The organism is Methylophaga sp. UBA3603 (genome assembly GCF_002375335.1).
Classification (GTDB): domain Bacteria; phylum Pseudomonadota; class Gammaproteobacteria; order Nitrosococcales; family Methylophagaceae; genus Methylophaga.
On record NZ_DFMC01000007.1, the window covers coordinates 207,675 to 220,755 of the forward strand.

The 13,081-nt window shown below is 45.7% G+C and carries 16 protein-coding genes; 8 read left to right on the plus strand and 8 right to left on the minus strand.

Translation table 11 applies throughout. From position 1 onward, the window contains the following. Nucleotides 1-344: 344 nt before the first annotated feature. Together B4F66_RS04685 and B4F66_RS04690 are read right to left on the minus strand one after the other, a co-directional pair. Complete coding sequence (locus tag B4F66_RS04685) at nucleotides 345-512, minus strand: DUF6435 family protein (RefSeq protein ID WP_292354611.1); 168 nt, start codon at nucleotides 510-512, stop codon at nucleotides 345-347. Nucleotides 513-567: 55 nt separating this feature from the next. Continuing rightward, nucleotides 568-1,347, minus strand: coding sequence for an exodeoxyribonuclease III (locus B4F66_RS04690; RefSeq protein ID WP_292354609.1), 780 nt, complete (start codon nucleotides 1,345-1,347; stop codon nucleotides 568-570). Nucleotides 1,348-1,455: 108 nt separating this feature from the next. On the opposite strand from B4F66_RS04690, the gene rpsT reads away from it, so the two are divergent. Further along, the gene (rpsT, locus tag B4F66_RS04695) at nucleotides 1,456-1,716 is read left to right on the plus strand and encodes a 30S ribosomal protein S20 (protein ID WP_292354608.1); all 261 of its coding nucleotides are present in this window, start codon (nucleotides 1,456-1,458) and stop codon (nucleotides 1,714-1,716) included. A gap of 63 nt (nucleotides 1,717-1,779) precedes the next feature. Here the strand turns inward: rpsT and proB are convergent, their stop codons facing one another. The 4 genes from proB to rplU all read right to left on the minus strand — a co-directional run bounded on the left by proB (nucleotide 1,780) and on the right by rplU (nucleotide 4,656). Next, nucleotides 1,780-2,910, minus strand: coding sequence for a glutamate 5-kinase (proB, locus tag B4F66_RS04700; protein WP_292354606.1), 1,131 nt, complete (start codon nucleotides 2,908-2,910; stop codon nucleotides 1,780-1,782). A gap of 2 nt (nucleotides 2,911-2,912) precedes the next feature. Further along, entirely contained in the window at nucleotides 2,913-3,962 is a 1,050-nt protein-coding gene (gene cgtA, locus B4F66_RS04705) for an Obg family GTPase CgtA (protein ID WP_292354604.1), read from the minus strand. A 96-nt stretch (nucleotides 3,963-4,058) separates the two neighbouring features. Further along, entirely contained in the window at nucleotides 4,059-4,316 is a 258-nt protein-coding gene (rpmA, locus tag B4F66_RS04710) for a 50S ribosomal protein L27 (RefSeq protein ID WP_292354602.1), read from the minus strand. A 28-nt stretch (nucleotides 4,317-4,344) separates the two neighbouring features. Further along, the gene (rplU, locus tag B4F66_RS04715) at nucleotides 4,345-4,656 is read right to left on the minus strand and encodes a 50S ribosomal protein L21 (RefSeq protein ID WP_069295453.1); all 312 of its coding nucleotides are present in this window, start codon (nucleotides 4,654-4,656) and stop codon (nucleotides 4,345-4,347) included. 167 nt (nucleotides 4,657-4,823) lie between these two features. Between rplU and ispB the strand changes: the two genes are divergently transcribed. The 7 genes from ispB to B4F66_RS04750 all read left to right on the plus strand — a co-directional run bounded on the left by ispB (nucleotide 4,824) and on the right by B4F66_RS04750 (nucleotide 10,520). Further along, nucleotides 4,824-5,792: an octaprenyl diphosphate synthase gene (ispB, locus tag B4F66_RS04720; protein WP_292354599.1), complete on the plus strand. Its 969-nt coding sequence runs from the start codon at nucleotides 4,824-4,826 to the stop codon at nucleotides 5,790-5,792. Between the two features lie 62 nt (nucleotides 5,793-5,854). Next, nucleotides 5,855-6,157, plus strand: a complete 303-nt coding sequence (locus tag B4F66_RS04725; protein WP_292354597.1) for a (2Fe-2S) ferredoxin domain-containing protein — start codon at nucleotides 5,855-5,857, stop codon at nucleotides 6,155-6,157. Next, a complete protein-coding gene (gene hpnD, locus B4F66_RS04730) occupies nucleotides 6,154-7,011 on the plus strand; it encodes a presqualene diphosphate synthase HpnD (RefSeq protein ID WP_292354595.1) in 858 nt (285 codons plus the stop codon). Before B4F66_RS04725 ends, hpnD begins: the two co-directional genes overlap by 4 nt. A 1-nt stretch (nucleotide 7,012) precedes the next feature. Next, nucleotides 7,013-8,296 carry a hydroxysqualene dehydroxylase HpnE gene (gene hpnE, locus B4F66_RS04735; RefSeq protein ID WP_292354593.1) on the plus strand — a complete coding sequence of 428 codons (1,284 nt, stop codon included), beginning with the start codon at nucleotides 7,013-7,015 and terminating at the stop codon, nucleotides 8,294-8,296. A 72-nt stretch (nucleotides 8,297-8,368) separates the two neighbouring features. Further along, the gene (locus B4F66_RS04740) at nucleotides 8,369-8,734 is read left to right on the plus strand and encodes a hypothetical protein (protein WP_292354591.1); all 366 of its coding nucleotides are present in this window, start codon (nucleotides 8,369-8,371) and stop codon (nucleotides 8,732-8,734) included. A gap of 8 nt (nucleotides 8,735-8,742) precedes the next feature. Further along, entirely contained in the window at nucleotides 8,743-9,504 is a 762-nt protein-coding gene (locus tag B4F66_RS04745) for an SDR family NAD(P)-dependent oxidoreductase (protein WP_292354589.1), read from the plus strand. A gap of 89 nt (nucleotides 9,505-9,593) precedes the next feature. After that, nucleotides 9,594-10,520, plus strand: a complete 927-nt coding sequence (locus B4F66_RS04750; protein ID WP_292354587.1) for a GGDEF domain-containing protein — start codon at nucleotides 9,594-9,596, stop codon at nucleotides 10,518-10,520. On the opposite strand, the gene rluB is transcribed toward B4F66_RS04750, so the two are convergent. Together rluB and B4F66_RS04760 are read right to left on the minus strand one after the other, a co-directional pair. After that, nucleotides 10,517-11,437, minus strand: coding sequence for a 23S rRNA pseudouridine(2605) synthase RluB (rluB, locus tag B4F66_RS04755; RefSeq protein WP_292354585.1), 921 nt, complete (start codon nucleotides 11,435-11,437; stop codon nucleotides 10,517-10,519). The genes B4F66_RS04750 and rluB overlap by 4 nt on opposite strands. Nucleotides 11,438-11,838: 401 nt before the next feature. Next, complete coding sequence (locus tag B4F66_RS04760) at nucleotides 11,839-13,056, minus strand: tryptophan--tRNA ligase (RefSeq protein ID WP_292354584.1); 1,218 nt, start codon at nucleotides 13,054-13,056, stop codon at nucleotides 11,839-11,841. Between the last annotated feature and the right edge of the window lie 25 nt (nucleotides 13,057-13,081).

Genomic DNA, 13,081 nt, shown 5'->3' on the forward strand with positions numbered 1-13,081 from the left:
TTTGGTTCGTTTCTTTTGGGCAAACAAAAGAAATGAACTCGGGCTTTAGTCCGAAATTGCTAAGTTGAAAGTCACAATACAAGTTATTGAGCGATCGGGGATAACCCATGTAGTTGAATTAACCTGTTACCGATGTATGTGAATCCTAAACTGTCTTTTTGTTTGGTTCGTTTATTTTGATTCGCGACATCCCTGCCGCTCACCCTTCGGGTGCATCCGGCATCCAAATTCATTCCCGATGAATTTGTGGGCAAGCAAAATAAATGAACGCCCAGCGGCAACGACAAGGTTGAAAATCTCAATCCGATTGTTGGGTTTCGTACCACAACCCAACCTACCCTCAATTAGGATTCAAGCCGCTTGATTTCATCTGCCAATACTTGAGACTCCTCGGTAAGCGTAGCAAATTTCCGTATATCACCACTGCGCTGTGCGAGCATGGCTTGCTCCTGTTTTTGAGCAAGCTGCTTTTTTAATTTTTTGACGGGGTCCGACTTGAATAATGAAAACATGGTTTGTTTCTCTGAGATAGATGCTAATCAGAGAGAAACAAACACTGAAAGTTCATTAATCATTAAGTTTGTAATCGTAATCAATGGTCAACGGCGCATGATCAGAGAAACGTTCATCCCGATAAATATCGGTGGCTTTGACTTTACCTTTGAGGCTCGGGCTCATAATATGGTAATCAATGCGCCATCCGGTGTTATTGGCCCAGGCCTGTCCACGATTCGACCACCAGGTGTACTCATGCTCTGCTTGTGGTAACTCACGGAAAGCATCGACAAAATTCATCTCATAAAACAACTTGTCCAGCCAGGCGCGTTCTTCCGGTAAAAAGCCGGAGTTTTTCTGGTTGCCTTTCCAGTTACGGATATCTTCATTTTTATGGGCAATATTCCAGTCGCCGCAAATAATGTAATCACGACCGGATTCTTTCATTTCCTGCATTTTATTTTCGAAAAACTCCATGCAGCGATACTTAACCTGTTGGCGTTCATCACCAGATGTTCCTGATGGCAGATAGAGGGAAATCACGCTGAGCTTGCCAAATCTGGCTTCGATATAGCGACCTTCTATATCGAACTCGGCATTGCCCATACCGGTAATAACTTCATCCGGCTGAAGACGGCTGTAGATTGCTACGCCGCTGTAACCTTTTTTGACCGCGTCGTGGTAATAGCAGTGGTAGCCTTCAGGAGTGAAAATCTTGTCTTCCAGCTGATGTACTTGCGCTTTTGTTTCCTGAATACACACCACATCGGCATCTTGTTTTTTTAACCAGTCAAAAAATCCTTTTCGCGCAGCGGCTCGGATCCCGTTCAAATTCGCTGATATAATTCGCATCATTCACTCGTGCTTGAAAAAAGACAGCATCATACCATTTACAAATGGAAGCAAAATCAGGATAATGCCCGGTTCATATACAAATAGCTGATTCTTAGGAGAAACACTTTGGCAAACTCAGCACAAGCAAAAAAACGCGCCCGTCAGGCGGAAACTCACCGTCAATTGAACGCTAGTCAGCGTTCAGCGATGCGTACTAAAGTAAAAGCACTCAGAAAAGCGATTGCTGTTGGTGATAAAGAACAAGCCGTTGCTGCATTTCAAGCTGCAGTTCCAGTTCTGGATCGCATGGCTCGTAAAGGCCTGATTCATAAAAATACTGCTGCACGTGGCAAAAGCCGTTTAAACAACGCTGTCCGCGCAATGTAATTGACTGTTCTATAGAATCAGCTAAAAAAAACCGGCTCGCGCCGGTTTTTTTATGTCTGTCATTTATCCCGTGACGACCAGATTATCCCGATGAATTAATTCCGGTTCATCAACGTATCCTAATAAGCTTTGAATCGCCTGACTAGGCTGCCCCATAATCCTTACGGCCTCATCAGCGCTGTAATTCACCAGGCCGCGAGCCACTTCCCGCCCCTGCAGATCTGTGCATAAAACCAGTTCACCGCGGGTAAACTGTCCATCTACCTGACGCACACCTACCGGTAAAATACTTCGACCTTGCTGTTTTATTACCGCGACAGCTCCATCATCAAGCATCAGACGACCTTTAGGAACCAAATGTCCGGCAAGCCACTGCTGACGAGCTTTAATCGGTTTAATGTCGGGCCATAGTAATGTGCCCACGCCCTGACCTGCCGCCAGATGACGTAAATTCAGTGGATGTTTGCCAGATAGAATCACCGTAGTCGCGCCGGATCTTGCCGCGCGTCTGGCCGCCGCTAATTTGGTTGCCATACCACCACGGCCTAATTCGCCTTTACTGTCACCGGCCATACCATCCAGATTTGGATTATTGGCCGCAGAAGCTGCCAGCATTCTGGCATTGGGGTTTAATCGTGGATCACTATCAAACAAGCCATCCTGATCGGTCAGGATAACCAAAACATCGGCTTCAACCAGATTAGCGGTCATGGCTGCCAGAGTGTCATTATCTCCAAATCGGATTTCGTCAGTGGCAATGGTATCGTTTTCGTTAACGACCGGCAGAATGCCCATCTCAAGCAAAGTATGCAATGCACTACGCGCATTCAAATGGCGGCCACGATCCGCTAGATCAGAGTGGGTCAGTAGAATTTGTGCGGTGTGAATGCCGTGTTGTTCACATGCCGTGGCATAAGCATGGATAAGCCCCATCTGTCCCACACTGGCTGCAGCTTGTAACTGATGCAAAGCATGTGGACGTTTTCGCCAGCCCAGTCTTTGCATACCCGCGGCAACTGAGCCTGAGGTGACCAGAACGATCTCTTTACCCTGACTTCTCAACTCGGCAATTTCGCCACTCAGCCAGCGAATACGATCCACATCCAGGCCTTCTCCGGGCTTGGTTAATAAAGCACTACCAATTTTAATCACCCAACGTTTGGTTGATAAAAGTTGCTGATGCGGATTTTCCACAGTTATTCCTCGATAGGTTTAGCGGGAGGCTGCTCACTCTGACGTAAATCATCCAAGTATTGCATGATATCTTCACACAACTGCGCGCAACCTTCACCAGTCTGTCCACTGATTTTGTAGACAGGTCCTTGCCAATCAAGACGGGTCAACACTTCCTGTGTGAGTTCGTCACGGATATCATCCGGGACCAAATCCATTTTATTCAGAATCAGCCATTGCGGCTGCTTGCCGAGGGCATCGCTGTAATGGAGTAATTCACGGTTAATAATTTTAACGCTTTCTACCGGATCCTGTTTCACATCAACTGGTGCCATATCAACCAGATGTAATAGCAATCGAGTGCGGGTTAAATGCTTAAGGAACTGAATACCCAAACCGGCACCTTCAGCTGCACCTTCAACCAGGCCGGGAATATCGGCAATAACAAAGCTGCGTACATCTCTGAGTGTCACCACACCTAGATTTGGATGCAACGTCGTAAAAGGATAATCGGCTACTTTGGGTTGGGCGGCAGAAACCTGACTGATAAAGGTGGATTTTCCGGCATTCGGTAAACCCAATAGCCCAACATCGGCTAATAATTTCATTTCAAGGCGTAAGGTACGCTCTTCGCCTGGGGTTCCGTCTGAGGTTTGGCGTGGCGCACGATTGATACTGGATTTGTAGCGGGCATTTCCCAGGCCGTGCCAGCCACCTTTTGCCACCATAAGCTTATCGCCATGTTTGGCTAAGTCACCAATCAGTTCATTGGTGTCTTCATCCCAGGCTTCGGTACCTACGGGTACTTTAATAACCAAATCTTCGCCACGGGCACCGCTGCAAAGTTTGCCGCGGCCATGTTCGCCACGCTGGGCTTTAAAGTTACGTTTATAGCGGAAATCGATAAGAGTGTTTACTTGCGTATCTGCCAGCAGATACACATCGCCACCGTCGCCACCATCACCACCATCCGGACCACCGAAGGGGATATATTTTTCACGACGAAAGCTCAGGCAACCATTACCGCCGGCACCCGCGCTGATTTTTATTTTCGCTTCATCAACAAATTTCATACTGCCGACCAGATAATTTTTTAATAATTGCCACAAACAAAAAACCCCGCATCAGCGGGGCTTTCAGCTGTTTGCCCCAACGGGCTAACAAATTCTTTATTCAGCGATAACGCTTACAAATGTGCGGTTGTTTGCACCTTTGGTTTCGAATAACACTTTACCGTTGGCTGTCGCGAATAAGGTGTGGTCTCTACCGATTCCAACATTACGACCTGCGTGGTAACGGGTACCACGTTGACGAACCAGAATGTTGCCGCCTAATACTGCTTCGCCACCGAAGCGTTTTACACCAAGGCGTTTCGACTCGGAATCGCGACCGTTGCGGGTACTACCGCCAGCTTTCTTATGAGCCATGTTAAATCCTCTTTAAATTTGTCAAATCTTAGGCAGTGATGCCAGTGATTTCGATTTCTGTATAAGATTGGCGATGTCCCATCTGTTTCCGATGGTGCTTACGACGACGGAATTTGATGATTTTGACTTTGTCCGCACGACCAACTGAGGCCACAGTTGCTGTGACTTTTGCGCCGTCTAAGAAGGGTGCGCCAACTTTAATGTCTTCGCCTTCACCGATCAATAAAACTTCACCCAGTTCAATGGTATCACCCACTTCACCTGGCAATTTTTCAACGCGGAGCTTTTCGCCCTCTTTAACTCGGTACTGCTTACCACCAGTCGCGACAATAGCGTACATCGCTTTCTCCAAAAAAATAAATGTTATTGTGGGTAACCCAACAAAAGACCGAGAATTTTAACCGCTTTCTACATTCAGATCAAATGCAAATTGAATTATTTGCGAATCGCTGTTACCCGTGAGAAAGTACGCGTTTAATTCATCTAGAACAGGCAGACAAACGCCCCGTGGATATACAATCCATTTACGCACTCATCCAGCAGGATATGGATTCAGTTGACGCCATGATACAACATCGGCTGCAATCTGAGGTTGTATTAATTAATCAGCTTGGACATTACATCATCAATAGTGGCGGCAAACGCTTGCGCCCGGCTATTGCTTTGTTAAGTGCCCGTGCCTGCAATCATCAGGCAACTGCGCATATTAATCTTGCCACCATCATTGAATTTATTCACACCGCGACCCTGCTGCATGATGATGTGGTCGACAATTCAACGATGCGCCGCGGCCAGGAAACGGCCAACAGCGTATGGGGAAATGAAGCCAGTGTATTGGTGGGTGATTTTCTTTATACCCGCGCATTTGAAATGATGGTGGAACTGGATTCGATGCGCTTGATGCAGATCCTGTCACATACCACCAACGTGATTGCCGAGGGTGAAGTCTTACAGCTACTTAATGTGCATGATGCAGACACCACTGAAGAACGCTATCTGCAGGTCATTCATCATAAAACCGCCAAACTGTTTGAGGCGGCTGGTCAGTTAGGTGCGTTAATCAGTAATGCCTCTGCGGAAATCGAAACGGCATTAGCACAGTATGCGATGCACCTTGGTAGTGCCTTCCAATTGGTGGATGACTTACTCGATTACAGCGCTTCCAGTGAAACTATTGGCAAAAATATTGGTGATGATCTTGCTGAGGGCAAACCGACTTTACCGCTGATTTATGCCATGCAAAATGGCTCCAGGGAACAGTCCGCGGTCATTCGTGAAGCAATTGAACATGGCCAACGCGATAAAATCAATGACATTATTGACATTATCCACAGCACTGGCGCCATTGACTACACTGCCGCGGCAGCCCGCAAGGAAGTCGAGCAGGCCAAGGCCAATCTCAGTATCGTTCCAGATTCACAATACAAAGCGGCCTTAATCGGATTGGCTGATTTTGCTGTTTCCCGCCACTTTTAAATACGGCTATGAGTAGATATTCATTTTGTATATTGAACTTAGCTTGGTTAGGCTGAACGGGTATGGCTGAAATATATAAATATCATATGTTCATTTGCACTCATCAACGCGATGATGGCAGCGATTATTGTGAAGAACACGGCGCACAGTCACTGCGTGATTACGCCAAGCAACGGGTTAAAGAACTCAAACTGAAAAAAGTCCGGGTGAATAATTCAGGTTGCCTGAATCGCTGCAAATTAGGTCCGATCATGGTGATTTATCCGGAAGGTGTCTGGTATCAATATCATGATAAAGCGGATATCGATGAAATCATCGACACCCACCTGGTCAACGGCAAAATTGTTGAGCGGCTATTAAAATGACACCGCAACAATATTGCCGGGATAAAGCGGCGAAAAGTGGTTCAAGCTTCTATTATAGTTTCCTTTTTTTACCCACAAAAAAGCGCAATGCCATTATGGCTCTGTATGCTTTTTGTCGTGAAGTTGACGATGCGGTTGATGAGATAAGTGATCCGTTAGTTGCTGCACAAACTCTCGCCTGGTGGCGTCAGGAAGTAGCAAATACCTTTCTCGGACAAGCCACTCATCCCGTTGGAAAAGCCCTCGCTGAGACCCTGCAGGATTTTGATCTGCATGAAGAATATTTTCACGAAATCATTGATGGCATGGAAATGGACTTAACTGAACATCGTTATCCAGCCTATAAAAATCTGGCCTTATATTGTCATCGAGTTGCCAGTGTTGTGGGTTTACTTTCAGCACAGATATTTGGTTTTTCCGATCGAAGTACGCTGAAATTTGCTGAGAAACTGGGCCTGGCTTTTCAACTCACCAATATTATCCGTGATGTTCGTGAAGATGCTGAGCGCGGCCGTATTTATCTGCCTATGGAGGAAATGCAACAGTTTGGTGTCAGCGAACAAAGTATTCTAGATTTAGAACAAACCGAAGCGCTGACAAAGTTACTCGAATTTCAGACGCAGCGTGCCGAGCAGTTTTATCAGGAAGCGATGCAGCTACTGCCCCCGCAGGATCGGTATCATCAATGCACCGCACTGATTATGGCCGAAATTTATCGCACTACTTTGCAGGAAATTGCCATTGATAATTTCCAAGTAATGAAACAGCGAGTCTCACTTACCCCGATTCGCAAATTATGGCTGGCCTGGTGCACTTACCGACGTGAAAAAAAGCTCGCCAAAAGCCAGAATTAATATGCCCACCCTCATTATTGGTGGTGGATGGAGCGGACTTGCAGCGACTGTCCGTTTAGCCGAAGCTGGGCAGAAGCCCATTCTGTTCGAAGCAGCAAAACAACTTGGCGGGCGGGCCCGCACCGTCAAATGGCAAGATCTCGAAATAGATAATGGTCAGCATCTAATGATTGGTGCATACCAAAACATGCTCGATCTGCTTCAACGAGTCGGTATTGAAGAAAACAGCGTTTTTCAGCGTACAGCTTTGGATCTAAACATCCTTGATTCGAAGTACCTCCCATTACATTTATCTGCACATCGCCTTTTACCCTGGCAACTTGCTCTTTTACCTAGACTTTATTCCAGTCTCGGTTGGCAAGAATTACGGCTTTTTTTACGATTAGCACGTCAAATTAACGTTCCTTCTTTTACAAACAATATTACTGTAGAGCAGTGGTGCCGCCAGACAGGCCAATCGGCAAGACTTATCACACAGTTATGGGGCCCGTTATGTCTGGCGATTTTAAATACACCGATAGAACAGGCTTCAGCCAGTGTTTTTGCTGCAACTCTCAGGGATAGTCTTACCACAAAAAGAAAATCGGCTGATTTGTTGATCCCGAAAAAGCCGCTGGGTGATGTACTGCCTGAACCTTCGAGACGTTTCATAACCGAGCATGGCGGGGAAGTTAGGTTACAGAGTCGTATTGAAAAAATTATTATTGATGCAGGCAAAGTGGCTGGGGTTATTACCGGTAACAAAGAATATATTGCTGCAGATAATATTATTGTCGCCGTCTCCCCCGGTATTCTCTATAAACTTTTAGGTGAGCAGCTTAATCTTCCACCAGTTTCTGAATATCCAATAAGTACAGTCTATCTGCAGTATTCACCGCAATTCCGGCTAAAGGAACCAATTATCGGTTTGAGCAATACCTTACCCCAATGGGTCTTTGACAGGTCAGATCAGTCTCCGGGATTAATTGCCGTCGTTATCAGCGGCCCTGGAGAACATGAATCACTGACTAAACAGCAACTGACTGAACAAGTCGTTTTAGCATTAACAGAGCTTTTACCGGAATTACCGGCTAACTATCACACCGCACATGTTATTCGTGAAAAAAGAGCTACATTTTGTTGCGGAGTGGTTGAAAACAACCAAAGACCAAGCTGTAAAACAACCATTGGTGGCCTTTGGATCGCTGGTGATTACGCTGAAAATCCCTATCCAGCAACACTAGAGAGTGCTGTTATGAATGGCTATCGGGCCGCTGAAAAAATTTTAGCGGGAAAATTCTCCTAACAACATGTCGATATCCTTGCGATTGCTTGTTATACTTGAAGATTAGTTCATTAAACCTAAAGAGGGGATGTCATGTTAAATCGTATGCGTTTAATTTTTACCGGTCTTTTTCTGAGTCTGGCACTGATCGCCTGCAGTGATGAAAGCGATACTGCTGTTACCGATAGTAGCGAAACAGAGACATCATCTCCTGCAACTGTTGAATCTGCTCCTGAAGCAACAGAAGCAACCTCCGAAGGTAGCCAAGACGGTATCCAAGCTGGAATGACCAGAGACGAACTAATCTCAGCTTACGGTGAACCAGATATTGCTCAGGAAAGAATATTAGACCAAATGAATATGGAAACGCTTGAGTGGCATAACGATGACGCCACCATCATTGCACAATTGCTTGATGGTAAAGTTACCTACGGACGTATTGTTCCCAAATCTGAATAAAGACCTGTATGTTGTCACAAGCTGAGCAGTCCATACTCAGCGGTAAAGTAGTGCTTGTTACCGGTGCCCTTGGCGGCATCGGTAGCGAGGTCGCTTTGGCCTATGCAAGACATGGTGCGACGATTATTCTGCTAGACAAAAATATTGCTCAGTTAGAAAAATTGTACGATGTCATTGTGCAGGAAAGCGGCATTGAGCCCGCAATATTTCCAGTGGATTTTAAAGGTGCGACAGCGGATGACTACCAGCAACTTGCACAGACCATAAAAGCGACTTTTGGTCGACTAGATGGATTAGTGCATTGCGCAGCAGATGTAGGACAATTGGCTCCAATCGCCAATCAGGACATCAAACAATGGGCAGAAACACTTCAAGTTAATTTGACGGCCGCCTTTTTACTGACGCATGCCTGTCTTCCCTTGTTACAAACCACCGAACAGCAAAGTTTTATTATTTTCACTACTGACAGTCAGCATGATAAGGCCTATCGTGGTGCTTATGGATTGAGCAAAGCGGCTATTGAATGTTTTTGCCACCAGTTAGCCCTAGAAATGGAAGCTGCCGCGAAAGTCAGGGTGAATTGCATTGAACCTGGCCAAGTAAAAACTAAATTGCATGCACGGGTTTATCCAGCAGCAGATCCTCAACACCTCCCCGAACCAAGCGCGGTCATACCGGCATATCTCTATCTCGCCAGTGACCAAAGCGGCCATTTACATGGCCAATGTGTGAATGCGCAGATGGAATTGCCCGTCAAAGTTTTGGCGTAACTCTATAACACGTTGTATTTATTGATTAATTTAACCATGGCATATATTTAGCATGGTTATTGTAAATTATCTTATTTACGAGCGTGCTCATGATTCATTCATTGCCTTCAGACACTACAAATTTGCGTCGCCTGGAACAGAATACCGTTTCAGTTGTACAAGCGACTCCTGTTTCAGTGGAACGCGAAGATGCGTTGGCAAAACTCCCCTTAATTCTGCAAACTACACTGGATACCAGACAGCTCCTCAGATTGTTTGACGAGCAAATCAAACCATTACTCGCACACAGTGGTCTTCAGTTTACGCATCCAGATAATAAATTTGAGTTCAGATTGGGTGCCAAACGTCATCATAAATGTAACTATCAGCTTGAAATTGATCATGAATATCTTGGTCAATTGACTGTCAGTCGTGCATATCGCTTTTCCGATAGCGAAATCAATCTGGTAGAGGATTTATTGTGCAAACTTGTATACCCACTGAGAAACAGTCTGCAATACGCTCGGGCATTAGATGCTGCTTTAACGGATATGTTAACGCAGCTTCCTAACCGTCAGGCTTATAAAAACACCATTGAACGTGAAATAGATCTGGCTCATCGACTAAAACTGCCGCTATCGCTGATGGTGCTTGATATTGATTACTTCAAGAAAATTAATGACAGTTTTGGGCATCAGGTAGGTGATGATACGTTATGCCGGGTAGCGGATACCCTATTGTCCAGTTTACGTCGCAGTGATGCACTGTTTCGAATTGGTGGTGAAGAATTTGCGATTGTACTCAGCCATAGCAATCATGAAGCGGCTTTGCAGGCGGCAGAAAGATTACGCATGGCGATTAATGAGTTGAACCAGACCAATACCGAGCAGAAGTTTCCCATTTCAGTCAGCATTGGTCTGGCAGATTTGTGTGTCGGTGAATCAGCCGATAACTTGTTTCTTAAAGCAGATGAGGCGTTATATCAGGCAAAATTTGCTGGTCGCAATCAGGTCATATCTTCCCGCGAGATATTTTAACGGTCATTACGTCCACGAATCCGTGGGCCTCGTTTAGCCGGTTGATCATCAGCTTTTCTTGATCTGGGTGAAGCCTTTTTTGCCGGTTTATCTGGCCACTTGGATTTTGGCGTTTTTTCTACTTCCACATCCTTGACTGCCGCCACTTTTTCCACACTACCGCGTTTAGTTGTTTTTGTTTTTAAACCCGCTTCTTCATATAAATATTCCAATTCTTTGCCTTCCAGCATCATCCAGCGGCCAGGCTTTAGTTTATTTGGCATGATGACCGGACCGTAACGCAGACGAACCAAACGGCTTACCTGCACGCCTTGGCTTTCCCACAGTCGTCGGACTTCACGGTTACGTCCTTCCTGAATAACCACATGAAACCAGCTGTTTGCACCTTCACCACCACCTGGCTGAATATCTGAAAAATGGGCTTTACCATCTTCCAGTTCAACACCATCACGTAAGGTTTGCATCATCTCCGAAGTGACTTCCCCAAGGACACGCACTGCATACTCACGATCCATTTCATTGGATGGATGCATTAACTGATTAGCCAATTCACCATCTGTGGTCAGGATGATCAAACCACTGGTATTCAAATCCAGTCGTCCCACACTGACCCAGCGACCTTCTTCAGGCACAGGTAAAGATTGATATATGGTTCTGCGGCCTTCCGGATCATTGCGAGTACACACTTCACCTACCGGTTTGTGATACAGCAAAACCTGCGGCATGCTTTGTTGCCAGATGCGCTTGGATGATAAAGGTCGCCCTTCAAGTGTGACTCTATCCTTTTCAGTAATCTGATCACCCAGCGTTGCTGGAACACCGTTGACCTGTAATTTTCCATCCTTGATCCAGCTCTCAATCAAACGTCGTGAGCCATAGCCGGCACGTGCCAGTACTTTTTGTATTCTTTCAGCCATAATAGTTTTTCCTTGGGCCAGTTTATTATTCATCGCCAACACTGCTGGAAACGAGATTTGTTTATAACAAGGCGGAAATGATGAAATGTACTCATTCTACATAGGTCATTTCTAACGCAGATGTAGACAAATCTCGTCCCAGCCCTATGGGTTGTGACTGAAAATGTGCCACTTCCGTCCACGAATGGACGATATACCGCGCGTCTAGGGAGGTGCGCACCGGTCTAATATGTTAATCGTTTATTGTGGGCCACTACCAAAACGCCGAGAGCGTTTTTGAGCGCAAGCACCACTAGGGGTGAGATACCTGGAATTATCTCACAACCTCTCTTCTCTCACCTTGTTTGGCTGGTTTTCAGTCATAACAGAGGTAGCTATTAAAGATAACTTGGCCCTGTAGACTATTTATAAGCCAGCCCCATTGCTGCACGAACTTCGCTCAATGTTTCCTGAGCCACTTCTCTTGCTGCAGCACTGCCATCATCAATAATACGTCGTACATCTTCTGGATGTCTGCTGAAATCATCTGCCCGTTCACGGATAGGTTTGAGTTCGGCAATCACCGAATCGATCAATGGACCTTTACAATCAAGGCAACCGATTCCAGCCGAGCGGCACCCTTCCTGAACCCATTTTTTCTGACCTTCATCTGAATAGACTTCATGTAATTGCCAAACCGGACATTTATCGGGTTCACCCGGATCGGTGCGCCGTACTCGGTTTGGATCAGTTGGCATGCGCTTAATTTTTTCGGCGACAGATTGATCCGATTCACGCAATGAAATGGTATTGCCATAGGATTTGGACATTTTCTGTCCATCCAGTCCTGGCATTTTAGGAGCTGGTGTCAGCAGTGCTTTTGGTTCGGGCAGGATAACTTTACCGCCACCTTCCAGAAAACCAAATAAACGCTCCATATCACCAAGCGCCAGACTTTGCTGATTTTTTAAGAGTTCACGAGCAGTCTGCAACGCTTCTGCATCACCCTGCTCCTGATAGGCTTTACGCAAATGATTATATAACTTGGCGTTTTTCTTACCCATTTTCTTTACAGCTGCTTCGGCTTTTTCTTCAAAATCCGCTTCACGTCCGTAAATATGATTAAAGCGACGGGCAATTTCACGCGTTAACTCAACATGCACCACTTGATCTTCACCAACCGGTACCTGACCTGCTCGATAAATCAAAATATCAGCACTTTGCAGCAGCGGATAACCTAAAAAGCCATAGGTCGATAAATCTTTTTCTTTAAGCTTTTCTTGTTGATCTTTATACGTTGGTACACGTTCCAGCCAGGATAGAGGCGTGATCATCGATAATAACAAATGCAGCTCAGCATGCTCCGGCACCCGTGATTGCAGGAATAATGAAGCGGATGATGGCTCAATTCCGGCAGCCAGCCAATCAACGACCATTTCCCAGACACTTTCTTCAATCACTCGACTATCTTCATAGTGAGTCGTCAACGCATGCCAATCAGCAACGAAAAAGAAGCAATCAAATTCGTGTTGTAATTTAATCCAATTTTTCAGCACACCATGATAATGCCCCAAGTGCAATTGCCCTGTCGGGCGCATGCCTGAAACAATACGACGTGACTGATACGCTACCGTGTCCAAAATAATCTCCTGATGAGCTTGCTCA

Excerpts from the sequence above, each read along its gene's own strand:
- B4F66_RS04685 (WP_292354611.1), bottom strand. The coding sequence starts at position 512 with ATGTTTTCATTATTCAAGTCGGACCCCGTCAAAAAATTAAAAAAGCAG.
- B4F66_RS04690 (WP_292354609.1), bottom strand. The coding sequence starts at position 1,347 with ATGCGAATTATATCAGCGAATTTGAACGGGATCCGAGCCGCTGCGCGA.
- cgtA (WP_292354604.1), bottom strand. The coding sequence starts at position 3,962 with ATGAAATTTGTTGATGAAGCGAAAATAAAAATCAGCGCGGGTGCCGGC.
- rpmA (WP_292354602.1), bottom strand. The coding sequence starts at position 4,316 with ATGGCTCATAAGAAAGCTGGCGGTAGTACCCGCAACGGTCGCGATTCC.
- rplU (WP_069295453.1), bottom strand. The coding sequence starts at position 4,656 with ATGTACGCTATTGTCGCGACTGGTGGTAAGCAGTACCGAGTTAAAGAG.
- B4F66_RS04725 (WP_292354597.1), top strand. The coding sequence starts at position 5,855 with ATGGCTGAAATATATAAATATCATATGTTCATTTGCACTCATCAACGC.
- hpnD (WP_292354595.1), top strand. The coding sequence starts at position 6,154 with ATGACACCGCAACAATATTGCCGGGATAAAGCGGCGAAAAGTGGTTCA.
- hpnE (WP_292354593.1), top strand. The coding sequence starts at position 7,013 with ATGCCCACCCTCATTATTGGTGGTGGATGGAGCGGACTTGCAGCGACT.
- B4F66_RS04740 (WP_292354591.1), top strand. The coding sequence starts at position 8,369 with ATGTTAAATCGTATGCGTTTAATTTTTACCGGTCTTTTTCTGAGTCTG.
- B4F66_RS04745 (WP_292354589.1), top strand. The coding sequence starts at position 8,743 with ATGTTGTCACAAGCTGAGCAGTCCATACTCAGCGGTAAAGTAGTGCTT.
- B4F66_RS04750 (WP_292354587.1), top strand. The coding sequence starts at position 9,594 with ATGATTCATTCATTGCCTTCAGACACTACAAATTTGCGTCGCCTGGAA.
- rluB (WP_292354585.1), bottom strand. The coding sequence starts at position 11,437 with ATGGCTGAAAGAATACAAAAAGTACTGGCACGTGCCGGCTATGGCTCA.